The sequence below is a fragment of the Shewanella marinintestina genome (assembly GCF_023283845.1).
Lineage (GTDB): Bacteria > Pseudomonadota > Gammaproteobacteria > Enterobacterales > Shewanellaceae > Shewanella > Shewanella marinintestina.
The window spans coordinates 77,106-98,634 of record NZ_JAKILC010000020.1; the positions used below are offsets into that span (position 1 = coordinate 77,106).

The window sequence follows — 21,529 nt, forward strand, 5'->3', positions numbered from 1 at the left end:
TCCAGCCCTTGGAGTGACTGGTTTTGAGTAGTATCCTAATTTATTTATTTGGTTTTCCTATAAGGCTTGAACTTTGGTTCTAAGCTTGTTATAAAAAGCCTCCGCAGACCGCTCTAGACAAGAATTTGGGTGCGGCGCACAAATTACATTCAAGGGGATGACATGAACAAATCTGAACTAATCGAGAAAATCGCTTCTGGTGCTGACATTTCTAAAGCGGCAGCTGGCCGTGCATTAGACTCTTTCATCGGCGCTGTTACTGACGGCCTTAAAGAAGGCGATAAGATTGCTCTTGTTGGTTTCGGTACTTTCGAAGTGCGTCAACGTGCAGAGCGCACTGGTCGTAACCCACAAACGGGTAAAGAGATCAAAATCGCTGCAGCAAATATTCCAGCATTTAAAGCTGGTAAAGCTCTAAAAGACGCTGTTAACTAATATAAAGTTAGCAATGCAGCCTTTTGTAAGGCTATTGTAGAAAAGCACTGTTTAGCAGTGCTTTTTACAAATAGAAAAGGCACAAGTTAAGTTACCCCTTAATTTTGCCAGCAGGAGTTTGAAGTATTTTTTCTTCTCCTTTAAATTACAAAAAGGCGCATCAAACAGTGATGCGCCTTTTTATTTTATTAATCGCAACAAGCGAGAAGTCTGATGTTAGAAAAGATTCGCGAAGGCTCACAAGGCGTCATTGCAAAAAGTATTTTAATCCTTGTGATACTTTCTTTTGCATTTACGGGTGTAAGTAGTTATTTAGGTTCTTCAACTGAGGTTGCTGCTGCTACCGTAAATGGTGAAGAGATCAGCAACTCAGCTTTAGAACAAGCATATCAAAATGAACGTGGTCGTTTAGAGCAACAGTTAGGTGATATGTTTGCGACTTTGTCAGCTGATGACAACTATATGCAAAGCGTAAAGCAGAGCGTATTAGAGCGTTTAGTTGCTGAAAAGTTGCTTGATCAAAATGCTGCCGAGTTAGGCCTTCGTGTTTCTGACGAGCAGATCAAAGCCGCTATCATGACTGAGCCTGCATTCCAAACTGATGGTGTATTTGATAACGATCGCTACCAAGCTATTTTGCGTCAGTTAGGTTATCAAGCAAACACTTTCCGCGATATGATGCGCACTGATATGACTCGACGTCAGCTTGTAGCGACCTTAGTTGGTTCAGAGTTTGTTCTACCAGGTGAAGCTCAATATGTAGCGGATCTTCAAGGGCAGACTCGTGATATCGGTTATAAAATCATTGATGCGACTCCATTCCTTGCAGACATCAGTGTCACTGATGAGCAGATCCAAACTTATTACAATGCTAACCTTGCACAGTTTGTGCGCCCAGAAGTCGTTAGCCTTGATTACATTGAGCTTGACGCTAAAGAGTTAGCGAAAGACATCAAAGTAACTGATGCAGATGCACAAGCTTATTATGACGAGCATAAAGCCAACTACACCCAAGCTGAAAAGCGTTTAGCGGCGCATATCTTAGTCCAGTTAGGTGATGATGAAGATGCATCTAAAGCGAAGGCCGAGGCTATTTATAAGCAACTTCAAGAAGGCGCTGATTTTGCTGAACTTGCAAAAACAGATTCTGAAGACACGTTCAGCGGCGAACAAGGCGGTCAACTTGACTGGTTCGAAGCGGGTGTTATGGAGCCTGAGTTTGATACAGCATTGTTTGCCCTAAACAAAGGTGAATACTCAAACGTTGTCAAAACTAACTTCGGTTACCACATCATTAAAGCACTTGATATTCAAGCTGGTGCTCAAGCACCATTTGCTGATGTCAAAGAGAAGATTATTGCTCAGCTTCAAGATAAAGCCGCAGTAGATAAGTTCTACGAACTACAGCAAATTCTTGCTGATACTAGCTATGAAGTTCCTGATACTTTAGTCGAAGCGGCTAAAGACTTAGATGTTGACGTTAAAACAACACCAGAGTTCACGCGTAATAATGCACCAGAGCTATTTAGCAAGCCAGATCTGCTTAAAGAAGCGTTCTCAACAAATGTGTTAGTTGATGGCATGAATAGTGATGTACTTGAAGTTGCGCCAAACCATGTTGTAGTTATCCGTGTTAACAGCCATAAAGAGGCTGGTACAATGGATTTAGCTGATGTGCGTAATGCGATTGCTAACCGTCTAAAGCAAGAGCAAGCAAATGAAGCTGCTCGTAAGCAAGCTCAAGACGCGATGACTGCTGTTGAAGCATCTGGTATTACTGCTGACTTTACCACTGAAGATAAGCTGGCACGTTTTGCCCAGAATATTGATGGTGCAATTGTTAATAAAGCATTTGCAATGGCACAGCCTACTGATAAGCCATCAGTAGATACTGTAGCGCTTGCGAATGGCTATGCAGTTGTTGTTCTAAAGCAAGTTAATGCAGCTGATGGCGTTGACGCCGCTCTACTAGATTCTCTAAAGCAACGCTTAAGCTCTCAGTACAGTGAGAATGACTATCGTGCGGTAATCGCTTCTCTAAAAGCTAAGGGGGAAGTGCTTTACCCTGTAGCTGAATAGCAGTGAGCATTACTGAATAAATAGCGTCTAGCTTTTTAACTAGGCATTAAAAACCGGCTAATAAAGCCGGTTTTTTTATGTCTTAAATTAGGCATGATTTAACTATTGCTCAGAAAGTTAGCTTAATACACTAAAGTGGATAGAGTTCTCATTAATGAAGGCAAAGACTCGAGTGATCCTTCTTTGGGGCGGAGAAGGTCTTGTTATGTGTTTATACAGGGCATTCGAAGGGAAAGGCGTTTTTTATAGCGGAAATAAAAAACGCTGTAATCAATGATTACAGCGTTTTATGGTTAGCTCTTGTAGCTACTATGATTAGATTGAAACTACGTCAAACTCAACGTGTGGGTTAACGTCTGCTTCGTAATCAATACCTTCTACACCGAAACCGAATAGTTTAAGGAATTCTTCCTTATATTCACGGTAATCAGTCAGTTCAGCTAGGTTTTCAGTCGTCACTTGTGGCCACATATCACGGCAATGCTGCTGGATCTCTTCACGAAGTTCCCAGTCATCCAAACGCAGACGGTTTGACTCATCAACGTCAGCCTTAGTGCCATCAGCTTTGAATAGGCGCTCATTGAACATACGGCTAATCTGCTCTATACAGCCTTCATGTAGCCCTTCTGCACGCATCTTCTTAAATACCATTGCGATGTATAGCGGCATTACAGGAATAGCAGAGCTTGCTTGAGTAACAACACTCTTTAGTACCGCAACGTTTGAACTGCCACCCGTTGCCGAAAGCTTTGCATCAAGAGCGTGAGCAGCCCGGTCAAGATCCATTTTGGCTTTGCCTAGTGCGCCGTGCCAATAGATAGGCCAAGTTAGCTCTGTACCAATGTAGCTGTAAGCAACCGTTTTGCAGTTGTCAGCAAGAACACCGGCTTCTGATAGAGCTTGCATCCATAGCTCCCAATCTTCTCCACCCATCACGGTGACAGTATCAGCAATCTCTTGCTCAGAAGCTGGCTCTACGCTTGCTTCAATGATTAGGTCTTTATTGGTATCTACAGCCGTAGCGGTGTAGGTTTCGCCAATAGGCTTTAATGATGAGCGAATAAGCTCGCCGCTATCAGGCATTTTACGTACTGGAGAGGCAAGTGAGTAAACCACCATATCAATTTGACCTAGGTCTTGTTTGATAAGCTCAATCGCTTTTTGTTTAGCTTCATGGCTAAATGCATCACAGTTAATGCTTTTAGAGTAAAGGCCTTCCGCTTTAGCAAACTTGTCAAAAGCCGCTGAGTTGTACCAACCAGCAGTACCTGGTTTAGTTTCAGTACTTGGCTTTTCAAAAAACACACCTAACGTGGCTGCATCGCTGCCAAAAGCTGCGGTGATACGTGAAGAAAGACCATATCCGCTTGAAGAACCAACAACTAAGACTTTTTTTGGGCCGTTAGCAATTTTGCCTTTTGCCTTGGTAAAGTTAATTTGCTCAAGGACGTTAGCTTCGCAGCCAACAGGATGGGTCGTAGTACAAATAAAACCACGGATTCTAGGTTTGATGATCATATTTTTTGATTCTCTTAAAAAATTGTCTCTAGGATAATTAAACCGACATCAAATGGCACTCGTTTTTGTCGAAAATCGGCTTTTTTATCAGTGGTAGGAGCAGTTTAGCACGCTCAAGACTGTCCATTTTGATATTGGTTTTCACCTCATTTAAGGCGAAAAAATATGTTTAACAGAGTTACTTTTTACGAGTAAACAAACTCTGCTCTTGAATTAATCTTTGAGTATATTCGTGTTGTGGTGCATTAAATAATTGTTCTGTATTGGCTTTTTCTACCATTACGCCTTTTTTTAGCACCATTATTTTGTCACTTACATGACGAATAATATTCATGTTATGTGATACAAAAATATACGATAAGCCCATATCCTGCTGCAATTCTAGCAATAAGTTTAGGATCTGTGAGCGTACAGATAGATCTAAGGCTGTTAAGGCTTCATCGGCAATAATAATTTTAGGATCTAACATAAGTGCTCTAGCAACGGCGACTCGTTGTTTTTGTCCTTCAGAAATCATGTGAGGATAAAACTCTACGTGTTCAGGCAATAACCCCACTTTTCTTAGTTTATCAATAACTTGTGCTTTACGTTCATGGCTATCCAATTTTGTATTAAATTTAAGGGGCTCATCTAGCAGCTCGCCAATGGTTAACCGTGGGTTGAGCGAGGTATTTGGATCTTGAAAAATCATCCGGATCAATCGACAACGTTGCTTTAAGTCTTGTTTTTCTAAAGCCTCACCTTCAAAGAAGATTTCACCGCCACTTCGAATTTCAGCGCCTACAAGAATGCGAGCGATGGTACTTTTGCCTGAGCCTGCTTCACCTACAATGGCTAATGTTTCGCCTTGATTAAGTTCAAAGGAAACTGGAGACAAAGCATGGTTATACTGACGCTTAAAACGTTTATAGCCAGCATAGTAACTTTTACTTAAATCATTAACTTTAAGAAGGGGTGTCGTCATTACATGGCTCGCTGTTATAAGGGAAATGACAAGCAAAATAGCGGTCTTTTTGATGACATAGACTTGGCTTGCTGACGCAACGTTTTTGCGCCTGTGGGCAACGTGGACCTAGGCGACAGCCTATCGGCAGATGTTGCAACGCGGGTGATGAACCTGGCAGTGTCTGCATAACCGATTTATGAGCTAAACCGCCAGAATAGTCTGGCATATTGTCTAAAAGGGCTTTGGTGTACGGATGAAAAGGCTGCTCTAATACTTCAGCCGTAGGGCCTGACTCCATTACCTGACCACAATAGAGCACAGTTAGTTGATCGCACCAGCCAGATAACGTGTCTAGCTCATGACTAATCAATAGAATTGATACGTTATGAAGTTGATTGAGTTTACTCAAAAGCCTAAATATTTGTGCTTGAGTACTTAATTCCATTGAATCGGTAGGTTCGTCGGCAATTAACAACCTTGGCTGGTTGGCAATAGCCATAGCTATCATCACTTTTTGGCATTCACCAGCTGAAAGCTCCCAAGCATAGCTGCTCATAACCTCTTCAGTGTTTTTGATACCTACTTTGTGAAGCCACTTTTGTGCGATAGCTTTACGGGCTTTATTGCGTCGCCAAAATCCAATCTTTTTGTCTAAGGGCATTGCTTCAATAAGCTGGCTGCCTACCGTTATTGCAGGATCTAAACTACCTGTAGGATCTTGGAAAATAACTGCAATTTCGCTGCCCATTAAATTACGGCGTTGTTTGGCAGACATATCCATTAGGTTCTGCCCATCCCACATCATACGGTCAGCGGTGATTGTCCAGTTATGGCCTGGCACCCCTAATATAGCGCGCGCGAGTAATGTTCGTCCTGAGCCAGATTCTCCAACAAGGCCATGTAGCTCACCAGGGTTAATCATCAGGCTAACGCGCTCAAGTGCTTTCACTCGTCCTTGTGGGGTGTCGAGTTCAATGGTGAGATTACGAATATCGAGTAATGGCATAATATTAATTTCTGATGGGCGATAACGCCGATCTCAATCCGTCACCAACTAAATTAATGGCTAAAACGCTGCACAATATGGCAACTCCTGGAATGGTAACAGTCCAAGGTGCGGTCAATAAGTTATCCAATCCTTGCGATACCATAGCTCCCCATTCTGGGCTTGGCGCTTGGGCGCCCAGATTTAAAAAGCCGAGTGCAGCAATATCCAAAATAGCAGCAGAAATGGCGAGTGTAGTTTGAATAATGACGGTTTCCCAGACGTTTGGCATAATGACATACCAAAATACCTGAATAGAATTGGCACCATCGAGTTTAGCGGCGGTAACATAGTCTTTTTGCAACTCTTCATGCACGGCTTGGTGGATAGCACGGACAAACTGCGGTGTTAGTGCAATACCTACAGCCCAAAATACATTATCTAAACCGGGCCCCATAACGGCTACAACAAGGATCGCAAGTAGCAAGGATGGGATAGAAAGAAGTGCATCTAATAAGTGACTTAAAATTGATGATTTTAGTCCTTTCATCATGCCTGAAATCGAGCCGATAATAAAACCAACGAGTAATGATGCGAGAACAATGGCAAGTGCCATTCCAAATGTCAGGTGCGCACCATGGAGTAGGCGACTAAAAATATCTCTACCTAAATCATCAGTGCCAAGAAAATGTTCAACAGTACCACTCGCATCCCAAGATGGCGGTAACAGCAAAGCTAGTGGATCTTGTTGCTCTGGCGAAAACGGCGCAATCCATGGACCAAACAAGGCTAAAGTGAGTAAACAAAAAACAGCCCAAAGCCCCATTAATGCAAATGGGTTGTCGGCAAATGCTTGCCAAACCTTTTGCATCGGAGAAGGAATATGGTCTTCTTGATAGATTCTAATTCGCGGCATAAATTTCTTTCCTACTAAGCGGATTATAGGCTGTATGCAGCACTTCAATTAAAATACTAAAGAAGATAATAATGAGCGCAACGCCCAATACACCGCCTTGGATCACTGTGTAATCTCGCTGATAAATGCCTGATACGAGCCAGCTTCCTACCCCCTGACGAGAAAATATAACCTCGACTATCATAGCGTAGCTAGCAAATGTGCCTAACATTAGGCCCATATTTTTTAATACAGGAATGAGTGCGTTAGGTAATGCATGACGTAGCACAATTGTACCAGTGTGGAGTCCTCGAGCTTCAGCAGCTTTAATATAAGGTTGTTCCATGATGGTCAACATGGCAGCACGAGTAATACGCACTACTACCGTAAAAGGTAATACAGCTAATGTTATTGACGGCAAAATGATATGAAACACAGCGTCTTTAAATGCCGATACGCGGTAGATTGAATCTGACAGTAAAGTATCGATCAACATAAAGCCTGTGACAGGTTCTATTTCGTAAAGCAAATTAATCCGACCAGAAACGGGTAACCAGCCTAATTCAACGCCAAACCAAAGTGATAAGGTCAAACCTAGCCAAAATACAGGTATGGAATAGCCAGTTAAGGTTATTGCCATAATACTGTGTTGAGTGACCTTGTTTTTGCTTAACGACGCTAAAACACCTAATGGAACACCAAATAATACCGCTATGAGTCCGGCAACTATAGCGAGTTCGAAAGAGGCGGGTAAAGCTTGTGTCAATTCCTCAATCACAGGGCGTTGTGAAGTCACTGATAGACCTAAATCACCACTTAAACGGGTCTGAGCATAGGCGATAAACTGCTGTAGCTGATTACCGTTTAGTTGGTAATTATCAGTAATATTTTGCAGTTGTGTTGAAGTAGGTGCCGCTATCCCTGACAGCGCATAAGGTCTTTCGACAGGGAAATGCCCTGTAGTGATAAATAGCACAGTAATCAATGCGATAGTTGTAGCTATAAATAGATTTAAGCGACGAACTAAATAGCGACCCATTACAAATCTCCTTCAGGCGCTATCGTCTTAGCATTTTCAAATGAAATCCCGCCAAACGGGGTGAGTTGAGTTTGTTTCACATTTTTACTTTTAAACGTTAGCTGTGTGGCATGGGCAAAAGTCATCATAGGGACGTGCTCGTTAAATAGAGCTTCAGCCTGCTGATATAAAATTTTACGTTCTGGCTCTGAAGTGGTGGCTTTAGCCTTAGCTAATGTGCGATCCATTTCTAGATTACACCATTGTGCGCGATTGCTTGAGGACGCTAAAGAAGCGCAGCTCATAATTGGTGAGAAAAAGTTATCAGGATCGCTATTATCGGCATTCCAACCTATTAATACCGAGTCATATTGATTGTTATTTAGCTTTTGGTTAAACACACTCCAGTCAAAGGTGACAATATTGACCTTAACACCAATATTAGCCAAATCAGCTTGGATTAGCTCGGCGGTCTTTAGCGCATTTGGATTATAAATACGGGCTACAGGCATAGCCCAGATATCGATAGTGAGATCTTTTATGCCAGCATCTGCAAGTAACGCTCGTGATTTTTCAGGATTATAGTGATAACTACTTTTGTTGTAATGATAGGCCCAAGATTGTGGCGGCAACATACCGGTCGCTTTAATTGCTGTCTCCTGGTACACGGCACGTAGAATATTTTGCTTATCAACGGCGTACGCTAAGGCTTGGCGTACACGTACATCATCAAATGGCTTCTTTTTAGTATTAAAGGCCCAAAACGCTACGTTAAATCCAAGCTGGGTATCTATCTCAAGGTTCGAATGTTGTTTGATGACAGGTAGTTCACCCGCTTTGGGCAGAGCTGAAACACTACAATCGCCAGTAATTAGCTTAGTTAATCGAGCACTACTTTGTGGAGTAATATTAAAAACTAGTTGCTCAAACTCAGGTGGGGTGCGCCAGAAGTTGTTGTTTCTATGATAACGAATATATTCATTCTTAACGTAATTAACCAGTTTAAAAGGCCCTGTGCCAATAGGCATTCTGTCGAGCTGCTCTGGTTTGCCCTTTGCTAATAAATTATCGGCATACTCTTTTGACAAGATAACTGAAAAGCCTGTCGCCAAATTAGCTAAAAACGATGCGTTCGTTTGGTTTAGATGGAAGATAACTTCGTCATTCGCTACCTTTTCAATGCGTTCAACCTGTTGGGTGAAACCGATACTCTGGAAAAATGGGTAACCAGTTTTAGAGATAGCATGGTAGCTATTTTGGCTATCGATAATACGATTGAAGGAGAAAAGCACATCGTCGGCGTTAAATGTACGTGTAGGGCTAAACCAATCCGTTTTATGGAACTGTACATCTGGGCGTAATTTAAAACGATAACTTAAACCGTCATCATTCGTTTCCCATGAGGTCGCTAAAGCAGGGACGATTTCGCCAGATACAGGGTCATAATCGACTAAACTGTCGTATAACTGCTGTGAGGTGGCGTCAATAGTGGTACCAGAGGTCACCAATTGCGGATTAAAAGTCTCAGGATTGCCTTCAGAGCAATAGACTAAACCAGTGGGAACTTGCTGGGGGCCACAGGCGATGAGGAACAAGTTAATCGCAGAGATCCCAGTGATCAACTTAATTCTCTTTAACAGCAGTTTCATTTAACAATCATTTTTGAGCTGAACGTTAATAGCTATTTTAACAGTGCCCGCTAGCTAACAGCAATTATTTATCCAGTAAGTTGTATTTCTTTAAGATCCCGCGCAATTGGTGATAGCTTAAACCGAGTAAATCCGCGGTCTTCTTCTGGTTAAATTGCCCAGCCTCTAATGCTTGCTTTAGTATTTGTATTTCACTTTGTTCACAATGTGTTTTGAAGTCGATAGGGAAGTTAACGCTGTTTGAATGCCCATTGCTATTTGAAACCTGTAGCTGTTCTTCCGAAAGGTCCGTATTTAGCGGAGTTTCCGTAGGAGTTTTTTGTTGACGCTCAATAGTTTTAACACGCTTAGTCGGCCGATAAGGTGAAGCAAACGGATCGATAATAATCTGCTCAATCGCTGCATTAGTATCAGCGTTACGGTATACACTGCGTTCAACCACGTTTTTCAGTTCTCGAATATTACCTGGCCATGGGTATTCCATAAGCTGCTCGATTGCACTACTACTAAAGCCCTCAAATAATTCCAATTTTAATTGCCTTGCCATACCCACAGCAAAGTATTCTGCTAATGGCATGATATCTTCAGCACGGTGTCTTAATGGTGGTAAAGTAATGACATCAAAAGCGAGTCTGTCGAGTAAATCAGCTCTAAATTCACCAGCATCGGCTAAAGTGGGTAAATCCTCATTTGCGGCGCAAATAAGACGCACATCAGTTTGTACGGTTTTACTGCCACCCACACGTTCGAACTCGCCATATTCAATCACTCGTAGAAGTTTTTCTTGAATGAGCCCCGATGTATTAGCAAGTTCATCTAAAAATAGGGTACCACCGTCTGCACGTTCAAATCGGCCTTGATGCTTTTTACTGGCTCCGGTAAAAGCTCCTGCGTCGTGGCCAAAAAGCTCACTTTCAAGTAGATTCTCACTTAAGGACGAACAATTAAGTTTGATAAAGCTTTGATCCCAACGTTTTGACAAGTAATGTAATCGCTCAGCAATAAGCTCTTTACCTGTTCCACGTTCACCAATAATTAGTACCGGCTTAGATAAAGGCGCGACTTGGGAAATATGCTCAAGAACTTCCAATAGTGCATTGGATTGTCCGATAAGATTATCTTGTTGAAATTGCTTTCTCACAGTTATTTAGTCTTTCACGCTAATAATTGGTGAAAATAATAATATGATGCTGAGTTTATAAATGAAAGTAAAAGTTAAATAATTGTTTAAGCTGTTGTATATTATAGGTTTATAAAACTTGGCACGGAAAGTGGATTATATTTATCGAATCCAACGTTAATTAGAGGAAATTATTATGGGAATCTTTTCACGCTTTGCAGACATCATTAACTCGAATATCAGCGCATTACTTGATAAGGCTGAAGATCCAGAAAAAATGGTACGTCTGATCATTCAAGAAATGGAAGATACTCTTGTTGAAGTACGTTCAACCTCAGCTAAAGTGCTAGCCGAGAAAAAAGAGATCATCCGTCGTATCGCTAAAGTACAAGAGCAAGTTCACGACTGGGAAAGCAAAGCTGAGTTAGCCTTGTCGAAAGACCGTGAAGACCTTGCTAAGGCTGCATTAGTAGAAAAGCAAAAAGCTAATGACCTTGCACAAACGTTAGCAGCTGAGTTAGTGGTGGTAGAAGAGCATATTTTACGCCTTAAAGAAGAAGTTAACTTGCTACAAGAAAAGTTAGCCGACGCAAAAGCTCGCCAAAAGACCATTATTATGCGCAAGCAGACAGCATCTTCTCGCTTAGAAGTGAAGAAGCAGCTTGATTCGAGCAAAATAGATAACGCAATGAGCAAGTTTGAGCAATATGAGCGCCGCGTTGAGGGGTTAGAGTCTCAAGTTGACGCCTATGACCTAGGTAATAAGAATCCACTTGATGATGAATTTGCTGCCTTAGAAGCTGAAGATTCTGTAAATGCAGAGCTTGAAGCGCTTAAAGCAAAAATGAAGGACAGCAAAGCTAAATCTAAAGCAAAGTAAAAACCAAAAAGGAGTTGAGTTATGGACGCAGATATTTTGATGGCCCCAATTATTATTTTTATGGTCATTGTGGCTCCAATATGGTTGATACTTCATTACCGCAGTAAGAGGCAAGTTAGCCAAGGACTTACAGAAGAAGAGTTTAACCAGTTAAACGAGCTTATTGCTAAAGCAGACAAGATGTCGCACCGTATTGAAACACTGGAAGCAATCTTAGACAGCGAGGCGCCGCAATGGAGAAATCGTCATGATTAAGATGACGATCCCCACCCCGGTTAATAAGCAACATTATTTAAATAACTCATAGGAGGAAGTGCAGATGAGCGAAGGAAATAGAACGTTATATCGAATTCCTCAATCAGGTAAAATTGCAGGTGTTTGTTCAGGGATTGCAGATTACTTTAATTTTGAAACTTGGTTAGTCAGAGTCGTTGCAGCTTCAATTTTTTTACTCGGCGGCTCTGGCATTGTGTTAATCATCTATGTGCTACTTTGGATGATTTTGGATATTAAGCCCGGCACTGGTAAGAACGAAGTCTTAAATAAAGAAATTGGACTGAAGAAAAAGGTATGGCAGTCAGGTGAGCCAGCTAAAATGGCATTAAGGGACGTAAATAGCCAATTTAGATCACTTGAAGTGAGATTGCAGAATCTTGAACGTCATGTCACTTCTGATAATTACGACCTTAAAAGTCAAATCAACAATTTATAGTGGCACGAATTCAAGCCACAAATAAGCGATAAATTACAGTTCAATGACGGGGCAGGTTATACTGCCCAAGAACTTTCTCTAGCGGGTTTTACTTCATTTTATGTCAAGTCTTAAACGCTCCCTCAAAAAACTCAGTAAAAATACTCAAGCTGTTGCGCTTAGAACCACTGATAAAAACTTACGCCTAGCGGTAACGGGTTTAGCTGGCGCAGGTAAAACGGCTTTTATCACCGGCTTGGTTAATCAACTACTGCATAGTGGACTTAGCGAAACTAGTGCTCACTTGCCTCTTTGGAAAGTTGCTCGCGATGGTCGCCTTTATGGCGTAAAACGCGATATGCAACCAGACTTAACAATTCCAAGTTTTAATTATGATGCGGCAATACAATCTTTAACCGCAGAACCTGCCAGTTGGCCAGTATCGACTCGAAGTATTAGTGAATTGCGGCTCGCGATTAAGTATCGTCCGGCAAAAGGCTTATTATCAAAATTTACCGATAGCGCGACACTTTATTTAGATATTGTTGATTATCCTGGTGAGTGGTTGCTCGACTTGCCTATGTTAAAACTGTCATTTCAGCAGTGGTCTAACACCCAAGTTGAAAGAAAGGCGATATTTGAGCGCTCTAGTTATTTCGCAGAATTTAGCCAGTTAGTGCAGAGTGTCGACTTAGCGGCCACTGCAGATGAGCTAAAACTGCAGCAAATCGCTGATTGTTATCAAAAGCTATTACAAGATTGTGTGACTAACCATGGCTTTTATTATGCTCAGCCAGGACGACTGTTGTTACCTGGTGAACTTGAAGGTACACCTGTTTTGGCATTGTTCCCGTTGCTTGAACTGGACGAAATAGGCTTTGAATCGTTAGAGCAATCTGCCGCAAACAGTTTCTATCACACCTTAAAGCTGCGCTATAAAGAGTACGTGGCGCGTGTGGTTAAGCCTTTTTATCATGATTACTTTGCTAAGTTTGATAGGCAGTTATTGCTAGTTGATTGTTTTACCCCGCTAAATCGCGGGCATGCTCAGTTTGAAGATATGAATTCAGCGATACATGCGGTGATGGAAAGTTTTCAATTTGGTCAGTCGAGTTTATTAAAACGCTTATTCTCACCGAAAATCGATAAACTACTGTTTGCAGCGAGTAAGGTCGATCATATTACTCGAGACCAACAAGGTAATGTACTGTCATTACTGACCCAGTTAGTTCATCAAAGTCAGCAACATGCCAAATTTGAAGGTTGTGAAGTTGAAACGATGGCTATTAGCGCTATTAAATCGACGACTCATGGCATGGTTAAGCAAAATGGTGGTGAGATAGAAGTTGTGCGCGGCACCGAACTTAAGCAGCAGACTCCTGTAACGCTATACCCGGGCGAAGTCCCTAAATCCTTACCTTCTGCGGACTTTTGGAAAAGCCAGGGGTTTGAATTTGTTAATTTTGCGCCAATGAAAAACCAACAATCCCGACGTAGCAGTGCGGATTTTGAACATATTCGTTTAGATCATGTATTGCAGTATTTGCTTGGTGATAAATTGCAGTAGCTTTTATCCAGCGTGTCGCGACAGTGTAATTAAGTGAGTATTTATGTCAGCAGGTGATAGTGCCATTAAAAAGCAGCAAAGATTCGAAGAGAGTGAATCTCAAGTTGAGCTAAAGATTACGGCTGCCAATCGTTTTGACGATGAGGTCGAGTTTGTAGAAAAAGATAACTTTTCTGATACTGAATTAGAGGAGCTTGTTGACGAGCGGTTAGCTGGGTTTGACTCGTTAGAGCAAGATCATACAAACAAGAATGGTAACAGAAAAAAGAGTTTACTTGCCAAGTTATGCTTGTTAGGTATCGCGGTGGTTGTTTTTGTTGAAATGGTGATGAGTCTGCAAGCGGCTTTTAATCAAAGTACTTGGCTATTTTCACTTTATGCGGGGGTGACTGGCTTGGTCACTCTGTGGGCGGGTAAAGTCAGCTTTGCTGAGTGGCGTAAGCTAAAATCGTTAAAGCAGATTGAAGATACACAAAGCATAGGTAATCGATTAGTACAAAGTATGCAGATGGGCGAAGCCGATCCATTTATTGATTCAGTGATCGATAAGCTACCGCAAACAAAGCAAACCAGTCGTTATCTAGACAGTGTTACATCTGAGCATAATGATGCTGAGAAATTGGTTTTATTTGACTCGATTGTGTTAATCGAACGAGATTTAGTGGCAAAAAAAATAGTTCGCCGTTTTGCGCAAGAGTCGGCACTATTGCTAGCCGCGAGCCCACTTGCTGTATTAGATATGGCAATTATATTGTGGCGCAATCAAAGTATGATTAATAAGATCGCTGCTTGTTACGGAGTCGAGCTTGGCTATTGGAGCAGGATAAAGCTGATCCGCAGTATCATTGCAAATATTATTTATGCAGGTTCTAGTGAGATTATCACTGACTTAGGTACGCAATTATTGTCAGTTGAAATGTCGGGTAAGCTTTCCGCTAGACTCGGTCAAGGTTTAGGTGGTGGATTGTTAACTGCAAGGCTAGGGTATCAAGCAATGTCATTGTGTCGGCCTCTAGAGTTTAATGAGCAGTCTAAACCTAAACTCTCAGGGATCCATAAAGAACTCCTTATCGATCTTAAAGCGTTGTCAGCGAATGTATTATCTAAAACAATGAAGGCTGATAAAAGCGTACAATCTCGTTAGTTATAAAAATAGAGTTCAAGAGTATCCCAATAGCGTTTAACGTTATTGGGATTTTTTATCTGCGCTTAATTTCTGCTGCCGGACTGCTTAGTTTTTACTTCGATAGCTGACTTCATAAATTCTCACTTGTAACATATTATTTACAATTAATTGTTTGTCAATTGTGTACAACGAGTGTGATTTTTAATCGGACTAGTTCATGTTTGATATCTAAGGTTAAGCCAAACTTTGCTGTTCATTTCCCTATTAAACATGTGTTGGCTGACTTTATTAAGCTAATTTAAACAGAACTGGCGCTCACAACGATTATAAAGTTAGTTAGCAATAAGGCGGGTAAAATATGCAGCAGAAATGGCAACCGGCAACACAAGTTATCCACGCAGGCCATGAGCGAAATGAAGCGGGGGCTTTAGTAAGTCCTTTGTGCCAAAGCGCGACTTTTGTATTTGATAATGCAGAGCAGGGCGGAGCAAGGTTTGCGGGAGCCGAACCAGGTTATATCTATACCCGTTTAGGTAATCCTACGACTGCGGAGTTAGAGCGCAAACTGGCAGCTTTGGAGGGCAGTGAAGCTGCGGCCGCTACAGCATCAGGTATGGCGGCTGTCTCGGCCGCTTTATTAGCCAATCTGAGTCATGGTGATCACTTAGTTGCATCGAATGCTGTCTACGGTTGCACATTTTCATTAATGAGCTCTCAGTTGGCAAAATTTGGCATACAGGTAACATTGGTTAATTTTAGCGATAGCGCAGCAATTGAATATGCCATTAAACCAAATACCAAGGTGATTTTTTGTGAAACTCCGGTTAATCCGCATCTAGATATTTATGATCTCGACATGATTGCAGCCATAGCGAACAAATACAGTTTGACTAGCGTCGTCGACAATACTTTTATGACGCCATTACTCCAACAACCAATTAAACACGGTATTGATATTGTTATACACAGTGCGACTAAGTACTTAAATGGCCACGGTGATGTCATTGCAGGTATTGTGTGTGCCAGCAATCAACAAATGGAAGTGATTAAGTATGAAGTGCTTAAGGACGTCGGAGCGGTTATTTCTCCGCATGATGCTTGGCTAATTTTACGAGGATTAAAAACACTCGATGTACGTCTAGAAAGGCATTGCGATAATGCACAAAAAGTGGCTGAATATTTAGAGCAACACTCTAAGGTATCTAAGGTTTATTACCCAGGTTTGAAAAGCCACAATGGGTTTAAATTACTTGGATCGCAAATGCGCAGAGCTGGTGGAGTCATTGCCTTTGAATTGGATGCAACGTTAGAAGAGTCGATTAACTTCATTAATCAATTATCACTCTTTTCTATTGCGGTTAGTTTAGGTGATGCTGAGTCCCTTATTCAGCACCCCGCGTCAATGACACATTCCCCCTATAGCGATGAAGAGCGAACCCAAGCAGGTATCAGTGATAGTCTATTGCGGATCTCTGTTGGTTTGGAGTCGGCTGAAGATATTATTCAAGCATTAAATTTGGGTCTAGATAGATTAACTTAATCTCAAGATCCGCTATGTCATAAAAAAGCCCAGTTTAATGCTGGGCTCTTAGTCTCATGTTAATAAAGCTAAATATCCCAAAACATATGGGCGATGATGTAAAGTACTATCATACTAATAAAGTTAATGATAACCCCCGCTCGCATCATTTCAGATTGCTTGATGTAGCCAGAGCCATAAACAATCGCATTAGGTGGGGTTGCTACTGGTAACATAAAGGCACAAGAGGCCGCGATACCAATTAGTACTGATAACATGACGGGGGATAGGCCTAGAGCTTCTGCAATTGCAGCAAATACGGGGACTAACAATGCAGCGCTCGCTGTATTACTAGCAAATTCCGTTAGCATGACCACAAACGCAATCACAACAAAGGTAAATAAAGCCATGTGAGTATTACCGAAAATATCGGTGATCCAATGAGCTAGGAATACGCTGGTGCCGGTTGCTTTTAGAACAGCACTTAATGTTAGGCCACCACCAAAAAGGATCAGTACGCCCCAATCAGTTGTTGTTTCTATTTTTTTCCATTTAACTAGGCCAAGACCCGCTAACAGTACTACCGCACTGAGTGCAACAATCGTATCGAATTTTGCTATTCCACCTAAGGCCTGTGAGATCGGTTTACTGAAGATCCAGCAGCATACAGTCGAGATGAAGATCAGTAGGGTAACTTTTCCTGAAAATGTCAGTGAGTGCTGTTCTGTTTTGACTTCGCAAATCATTGAAAGGTCAGGTTTAAAATACATATAAAGCGCAATTAGCATCATCGGCAGCATAATCGCGACAGTAATAAGACCAAACTCTAACCAGTCAGCAAAAGATAAACCAACTTGGGCTGCAGCAATGGCATTTGGTGGGCTACCAACTAAGGTTCCAATACCACCGATATTTGCCGAATAAGCAATGCCTAGTAGTACAAAAAGGTAAGTGTTTTTATGTTTTGCAATATCAATTTGATGCAAGATCCCAAGGGCTAAAGGTAACATCATTGCAGTTGTTGCAGTGTTACTGATCCACATAGACAGACCTGCCGTGATCCCGAATAGCATTAAACAGGCTACAGATAAACGGCCTTTAGAAACCGTTAGCACTTTTTGGGCTATAAGTCGGTCAATTCCTTGGTGGTTAAGCGCCGCAGCTAATACAAAACCACCAAAGAATAGGTAAATAATTGGGTTGGCAAAGTGACTCATGGCAGACTGAGTTTCAAATACACCAAATAGCACCGCTAGAATGGGGATCATGATTGCTGTGACACTGATATGAATGGCTTCCGTTAACCATAAAATCGCAGCAAACACGAGAAGGGATAAACCAGTATTCACTCCTTCTTCGAAAGGTAAGAAGTTGTACATTAAAAACAACAGCAACAAATCGGCAGCAAGAATAATTAAGTTCTTCTGCTGTTTTGACATTTTACCATCAGCATTATCGGGTACTTTTGTAGATTCAAATGACATTGGAATGTCCATTATTATTTTAGATGGCTCACTTTAGTTCAGCTTACTGCAAGTTCAAAATTCAGTTTGCCGTCGCAAACTTTCAAGATTGAGTGCATATTTTATGGTGTTAAGTCACTTAATTTTGTCTTTTGTGACTGGCTTGACTGTTTTTTGTTCTGCTGTTTCGATTTTTTTATACAAAAAAGCACTAATTAGATTGAGGACCCAAGTTACTGAAAGTTAGTTGTTATCACCTAAGTGTGATCGGGATCGCTTTAGTGTGCTGATGGATGTGATGGTAAGCTCCTGCTAGCGAAATTCGAGAGCATGATCTACCTTTTAATCGTGGCCAAGGAAATGGATTGCGGCCATTAATTTAAGGATAAATAAAAGGAGTTATTATGTATAAAGTAATCTTATCGGCTTTTTTACTGCTATCTATCTTCACAACTTTTCCATCTCAATCTGCCACCAAACCAGCAAAAGTCAATGCTGATACAACCGTGCAGAAAGCTCAATTAATTAAACTTAATAGTGCGACGGCTGCCGAGCTTTCCGCTTTAAAGGGTATTGGTGAAACCAAGGCGGCAGCCATTGTTGAGTACCGTAAGGCAAATGGGAAATTTGACTCTATTGAACAACTCACAGAAGTAAAAGGAATTGGTGAAAAGTTTATAGAGAAAAATCGAAGTAGATTAAGCCTGTAGATAAAATGTTCTTTGTTACGTTAAAAGCTCTTTTTTAAGAGCTTTTGTTTATAGAATCATCGATTAGACCCAATCTTGGCAAACTTAGGCGATAATCACTTGATTGCTGGTGATGCATGATAGATAATGCGTCCGTTCTTTAGAGCAAGCCTCTAACAGAAATCGATGGTGACCCTAGGGTCCCTCCGCAATGATAACTTGTGAACTCGGCCAGGCCTGGAAGGGAGCAACCGCAGCAAGTGACTCATGTGCCGGAGTGCGGCTCTAGGGGAGCCTCCAAACTAAAGTCTAATCAAAGACTTATCTCAGAAAGACCTCAGGTGATACACTTGGTGGTACACTCGATGAGAAATAGTTTATCTAAAACTCCCCCATATTTATTTCAATCTCGTCATGGCATTTGGTATGCGCGAATAGTCGTACCTGAAGCTCAGCAAAGCTCCCTTGGTAAACGTGAAATCAGAAAGTCATTAGCGACTAGAGACCGTCTTGAAGCCGTTCGTAAGTCTTGGCAGGTGTTAAGTCAACTTAGATGTGTTGCCGATGGTGATACTCAAGGCACGACTGAGAAGGTTCATACTCAAGCCTGTACGCAAGAGGCCGTAAGACCTACCAAGGTTTCTGCCGCCACTATTACTACCCAAAGCAACAGCAGTCATCCTAAGCTCCCAAGACTCAGCCAAGTTGTAGAAGAGTTTTGCCAAGAGAAACGTAAGCAAGGCGCTTGGTCACTACACAGTGAACAGGTTAACCGTCAGACCTATAAAGATATGATTGGTCTTCTAGGTGATATACGTCTTGAACAGTTCACACTGGCTAAGGCATTAGAATACAAACGACACTTCTCATCTAAAGCTGACCTTGCAGTCTCTACAGTTAACAAGCGACTGACTCGAGTCTCTTCATTATTACAGTGGGCAAGTCTTCATTACGGCACTAGCAATCCGATGGTAGGCTTAAGTATTAAAGTGTCGGCAAAGGTTAAAGCCTCTAAGGCTCGTGATGCTTTGAGCGAGACCAAAATCAAACAGCTATTTAGGGAAATCCCACCGACCACCGAGCATAAGATGCCTTACCGTGCATGGTTGCCAAGGCTTGCTGCTTATACTGGCGCGAGGCTAGGGGAGTTAGCTCAACTATATATAGATGACTTTACCGTTATTGATGGTTACCCCTGTATCCACATTAGAGCGACACATCCAGATCAATCTATCAAGACTGCGACCAGTGAACGTGTCATCCCTATTCACCCTAAGTTAATCGCTATGGGCTTCCTTCAGTTTGTTGATAAGCAACAGGCTAGCGGCCACGAACGACTATTCCCAGAACTTAGGAAGATATCGACTCGTGGTTATTCACATCAGGTCTCTAAATGGTTCTACACCTTTAAGCCTAAGTTAGGTTGGGGGGAGCGAGACACCTTACATGGCATTCGTCATGCAGTGGCTACTCAGCTCAAACATAAAGAGTTTAACTCTGATATGGTCGCAGGTTTGCTTGGTCATTCTCATGGCTCGATAACCTTTGACCGCTATGGCAAAGAGTACAAGATAGAGAACATGTTGAAGTTAGTTAAGGCATTGGCTTGGGAGTAGCTCAAGTTGTTCAGCTTTTGGCGGGGTATTTGTTTTTTGGAACTGATGTGCTTGTATTTTCTAGATTATGTGTGGGCTTAGTTCTTTAACTCCTTTAAATTTCGATATATTTCTCATGTTTTTAACGTAAAGAGTCATTCGTACAATATTTGGACTTGCTGAAAGTACCTAACTGGGCGACTATTGCATTTAGAATCATTGTCTTACCTTTTATTTGGAGTTGTTCATGACTGCGGAACTTGTGACTCGTTTGGTGTTTGTTGACACCTCTGCGTATGAAAAGAAAAACTATCAATTTGGCCAGCATGCATTGGGGCGTCTTCAGGAGCTTGTTGAAGATGAAAAAATTCATCTTTTGATTACTGATGTAACAAAGCAAGAAATAGAAGCTCATCTGTATAAAAACGCTAGTGACGCTGCAAATAAAGTTAAAAAACTTACCAAAGAAGCAATGTTTCTTAGAAACACCCCAGATCTAGACTGTCATGGTATTTTCTCCGATGTTTCATCCGATGAAATTTATAAAGTTGTACATAATAAGTTTATCGCACTAATTGAAAATGGACTCGTAGACCTAATATCAATTGACACGGTTGATCCCAAAATAGTCTTTGATGCTTATTTTAAAGCAAAACCTCCATTTGAAAAAGAGTCTAAAAAACATGAGTTTCCTGATGCATTCGCACTGGAAGCAATCAAAAACATAAGCTTGGAGCGTCAGAACTCTGTTTATATTGTCAGTTGTGATGGGGATATGCTGTCTTTTGCTGAAAAGGAAGATAAATTTATTCCACTTGAGTCCGTTGATGAACTGATTGACCTTGTCGTTCGTCATGATGAGACACTAGCGGAGCCAACTAGATTTGCTGATGAAATATTTGAGGGCTTGGCAGCTCAGGTTATTGAACAAGTAACAGACTATTTAAGAGATAGTGAATTTACTTACGAAAATTCTGATCCTTTCGAAGATATTATTAGTTCAGTTGAAATTGACTCCGTCTCTATTGCAAAAAGTAATTTACAAGAAGTATCTAATGAACATGCTGAATATGAAGTTGAGTTTGATGTCACGGTCACAGCACACTATTCAGTCCCTGATTATGATCGTTCACCTTGGGATCCAGAAGACAAACAGTATGTATTTATTCTTCGTAATGAGTCTATCGTTCAGCATAAAGAAACTTACAGTGCTTATATCAGTATCTCTTATGAAGATGGAGTCTGGTAAGCCCCTAATTTCTTAGACACTTAACTGTTTCTCAAAGTACTGCTTTTCGAACTGCACAGGAGACAGTCCATTATTACTACCATGACGACGCACTGGATTATAGAA

General features: G+C 41.4%; 19 protein-coding genes and 1 other RNA gene. 12 read left to right on the top strand and 8 right to left on the bottom strand.

Features of this window, described 5'->3' with window-relative positions:
- The first annotated feature begins 147 nt into the window (after window positions 1–147).
- Together hupB and L2747_RS18335 are read left to right on the top strand one after the other, a co-directional pair.
- Window positions 148–435, top strand: a complete 288-nt coding sequence (gene hupB / locus L2747_RS18330) for a nucleoid-associated protein HU-beta (protein WP_220736800.1) — start codon at window positions 148–150, stop codon at window positions 433–435.
- Between the two features lie 213 nt (window positions 436–648).
- A complete protein-coding gene (locus L2747_RS18335; protein WP_249000446.1) occupies window positions 649–2,514 on the top strand; it encodes a SurA N-terminal domain-containing protein in 1,866 nt (621 codons plus the stop codon).
- A gap of 315 nt (window positions 2,515–2,829) precedes the next feature.
- On the opposite strand, the gene fabV is transcribed toward L2747_RS18335, so the two are convergent.
- The 7 genes from fabV to pspF all read right to left on the bottom strand — a co-directional run bounded on the left by fabV (window position 2,830) and on the right by pspF (window position 10,666).
- Window positions 2,830–4,032, bottom strand: coding sequence for an enoyl-ACP reductase FabV (gene fabV / locus L2747_RS18340; RefSeq protein WP_249000447.1), 1,203 nt, complete (start codon window positions 4,030–4,032; stop codon window positions 2,830–2,832).
- A 178-nt stretch (window positions 4,033–4,210) separates the two neighbouring features.
- Window positions 4,211–4,996, bottom strand: coding sequence for a peptide ABC transporter ATP-binding protein (locus L2747_RS18345; protein ID WP_249000448.1), 786 nt, complete (start codon window positions 4,994–4,996; stop codon window positions 4,211–4,213).
- Window positions 4,977–5,984 carry a peptide ABC transporter ATP-binding protein gene (locus tag L2747_RS18350; protein ID WP_249000449.1) on the bottom strand — a complete coding sequence of 336 codons (1,008 nt, stop codon included), beginning with the start codon at window positions 5,982–5,984 and terminating at the stop codon, window positions 4,977–4,979. The genes L2747_RS18345 and L2747_RS18350 overlap by 20 nt, the downstream gene beginning before the upstream one ends.
- A 4-nt stretch (window positions 5,985–5,988) precedes the next feature.
- Window positions 5,989–6,879 (bottom strand): ABC transporter permease subunit, encoded by an 891-nt coding sequence (locus L2747_RS18355; protein WP_249000450.1) that lies wholly within the window; start codon window positions 6,877–6,879, stop codon window positions 5,989–5,991.
- Window positions 6,866–7,897, bottom strand: a complete 1,032-nt coding sequence (locus L2747_RS18360) for an ABC transporter permease subunit (RefSeq protein ID WP_249000451.1) — start codon at window positions 7,895–7,897, stop codon at window positions 6,866–6,868. Before L2747_RS18360 ends, L2747_RS18355 begins: the two co-directional genes overlap by 14 nt.
- A complete protein-coding gene (locus L2747_RS18365) occupies window positions 7,897–9,525 on the bottom strand; it encodes an ABC transporter substrate-binding protein (RefSeq protein WP_249000452.1) in 1,629 nt (542 codons plus the stop codon). Before L2747_RS18365 ends, L2747_RS18360 begins: the two co-directional genes overlap by 1 nt.
- 64 nt (window positions 9,526–9,589) lie before the next feature.
- Window positions 9,590–10,666, bottom strand: a complete 1,077-nt coding sequence (gene pspF / locus L2747_RS18370) for a phage shock protein operon transcriptional activator (protein ID WP_249000453.1) — start codon at window positions 10,664–10,666, stop codon at window positions 9,590–9,592.
- Between the two features lie 175 nt (window positions 10,667–10,841).
- On the opposite strand from pspF, the gene pspA reads away from it, so the two are divergent.
- The 6 genes from pspA (at window position 10,842) to L2747_RS18400 (ending at window position 16,449) form a co-directional block, all read left to right on the top strand.
- On the top strand, window positions 10,842–11,525 hold the full coding sequence (gene pspA / locus L2747_RS18375) for a phage shock protein PspA (protein WP_249000454.1): 684 nt from the start codon (window positions 10,842–10,844) through the stop codon (window positions 11,523–11,525).
- 21 nt (window positions 11,526–11,546) lie between these two features.
- Window positions 11,547–11,780, top strand: a complete 234-nt coding sequence (gene pspB, locus L2747_RS18380) for an envelope stress response membrane protein PspB (protein ID WP_249000455.1) — start codon at window positions 11,547–11,549, stop codon at window positions 11,778–11,780.
- A 64-nt stretch (window positions 11,781–11,844) separates the two neighbouring features.
- Window positions 11,845–12,237 carry an envelope stress response membrane protein PspC gene (pspC, locus tag L2747_RS18385; protein WP_249000456.1) on the top strand — a complete coding sequence of 131 codons (393 nt, stop codon included), beginning with the start codon at window positions 11,845–11,847 and terminating at the stop codon, window positions 12,235–12,237.
- A gap of 100 nt (window positions 12,238–12,337) precedes the next feature.
- Window positions 12,338–13,783 carry a YcjX family GTP-binding protein gene (locus L2747_RS18390; protein WP_249000457.1) on the top strand — a complete coding sequence of 482 codons (1,446 nt, stop codon included), beginning with the start codon at window positions 12,338–12,340 and terminating at the stop codon, window positions 13,781–13,783.
- A gap of 43 nt (window positions 13,784–13,826) precedes the next feature.
- Entirely contained in the window at window positions 13,827–14,927 is a 1,101-nt protein-coding gene (locus tag L2747_RS18395) for a TIGR01620 family protein (protein ID WP_249000458.1), read from the top strand.
- A 340-nt stretch (window positions 14,928–15,267) separates the two neighbouring features.
- Window positions 15,268–16,449 carry a trans-sulfuration enzyme family protein gene (locus L2747_RS18400; RefSeq protein WP_249000459.1) on the top strand — a complete coding sequence of 394 codons (1,182 nt, stop codon included), beginning with the start codon at window positions 15,268–15,270 and terminating at the stop codon, window positions 16,447–16,449.
- A gap of 68 nt (window positions 16,450–16,517) precedes the next feature.
- On the opposite strand, the gene L2747_RS18405 is transcribed toward L2747_RS18400, so the two are convergent.
- The gene (locus tag L2747_RS18405; RefSeq protein WP_428848541.1) at window positions 16,518–17,867 is read right to left on the bottom strand and encodes an SLC13 family permease; all 1,350 of its coding nucleotides are present in this window, start codon (window positions 17,865–17,867) and stop codon (window positions 16,518–16,520) included.
- A gap of 428 nt (window positions 17,868–18,295) precedes the next feature.
- Between L2747_RS18405 and L2747_RS18410 the strand changes: the two genes are divergently transcribed.
- The 4 genes from L2747_RS18410 (at window position 18,296) to L2747_RS18425 (ending at window position 21,424) form a co-directional block, all read left to right on the top strand.
- Complete coding sequence (locus tag L2747_RS18410) at window positions 18,296–18,601, top strand: ComEA family DNA-binding protein (protein WP_249000461.1); 306 nt, start codon at window positions 18,296–18,298, stop codon at window positions 18,599–18,601.
- A 174-nt stretch (window positions 18,602–18,775) separates the two neighbouring features.
- An RNA gene (gene ffs, locus L2747_RS18415) (signal recognition particle sRNA small type) lies at window positions 18,776–18,872 on the top strand.
- Between the two features lie 73 nt (window positions 18,873–18,945).
- The gene (locus L2747_RS18420; protein WP_249000462.1) at window positions 18,946–20,196 is read left to right on the top strand and encodes a site-specific integrase; all 1,251 of its coding nucleotides are present in this window, start codon (window positions 18,946–18,948) and stop codon (window positions 20,194–20,196) included.
- Window positions 20,197–20,422: 226 nt separating this feature from the next.
- Window positions 20,423–21,424 carry a PIN domain-containing protein gene (locus L2747_RS18425; protein ID WP_249000463.1) on the top strand — a complete coding sequence of 334 codons (1,002 nt, stop codon included), beginning with the start codon at window positions 20,423–20,425 and terminating at the stop codon, window positions 21,422–21,424.
- Window positions 21,425–21,529 lie beyond the last annotated feature (105 nt).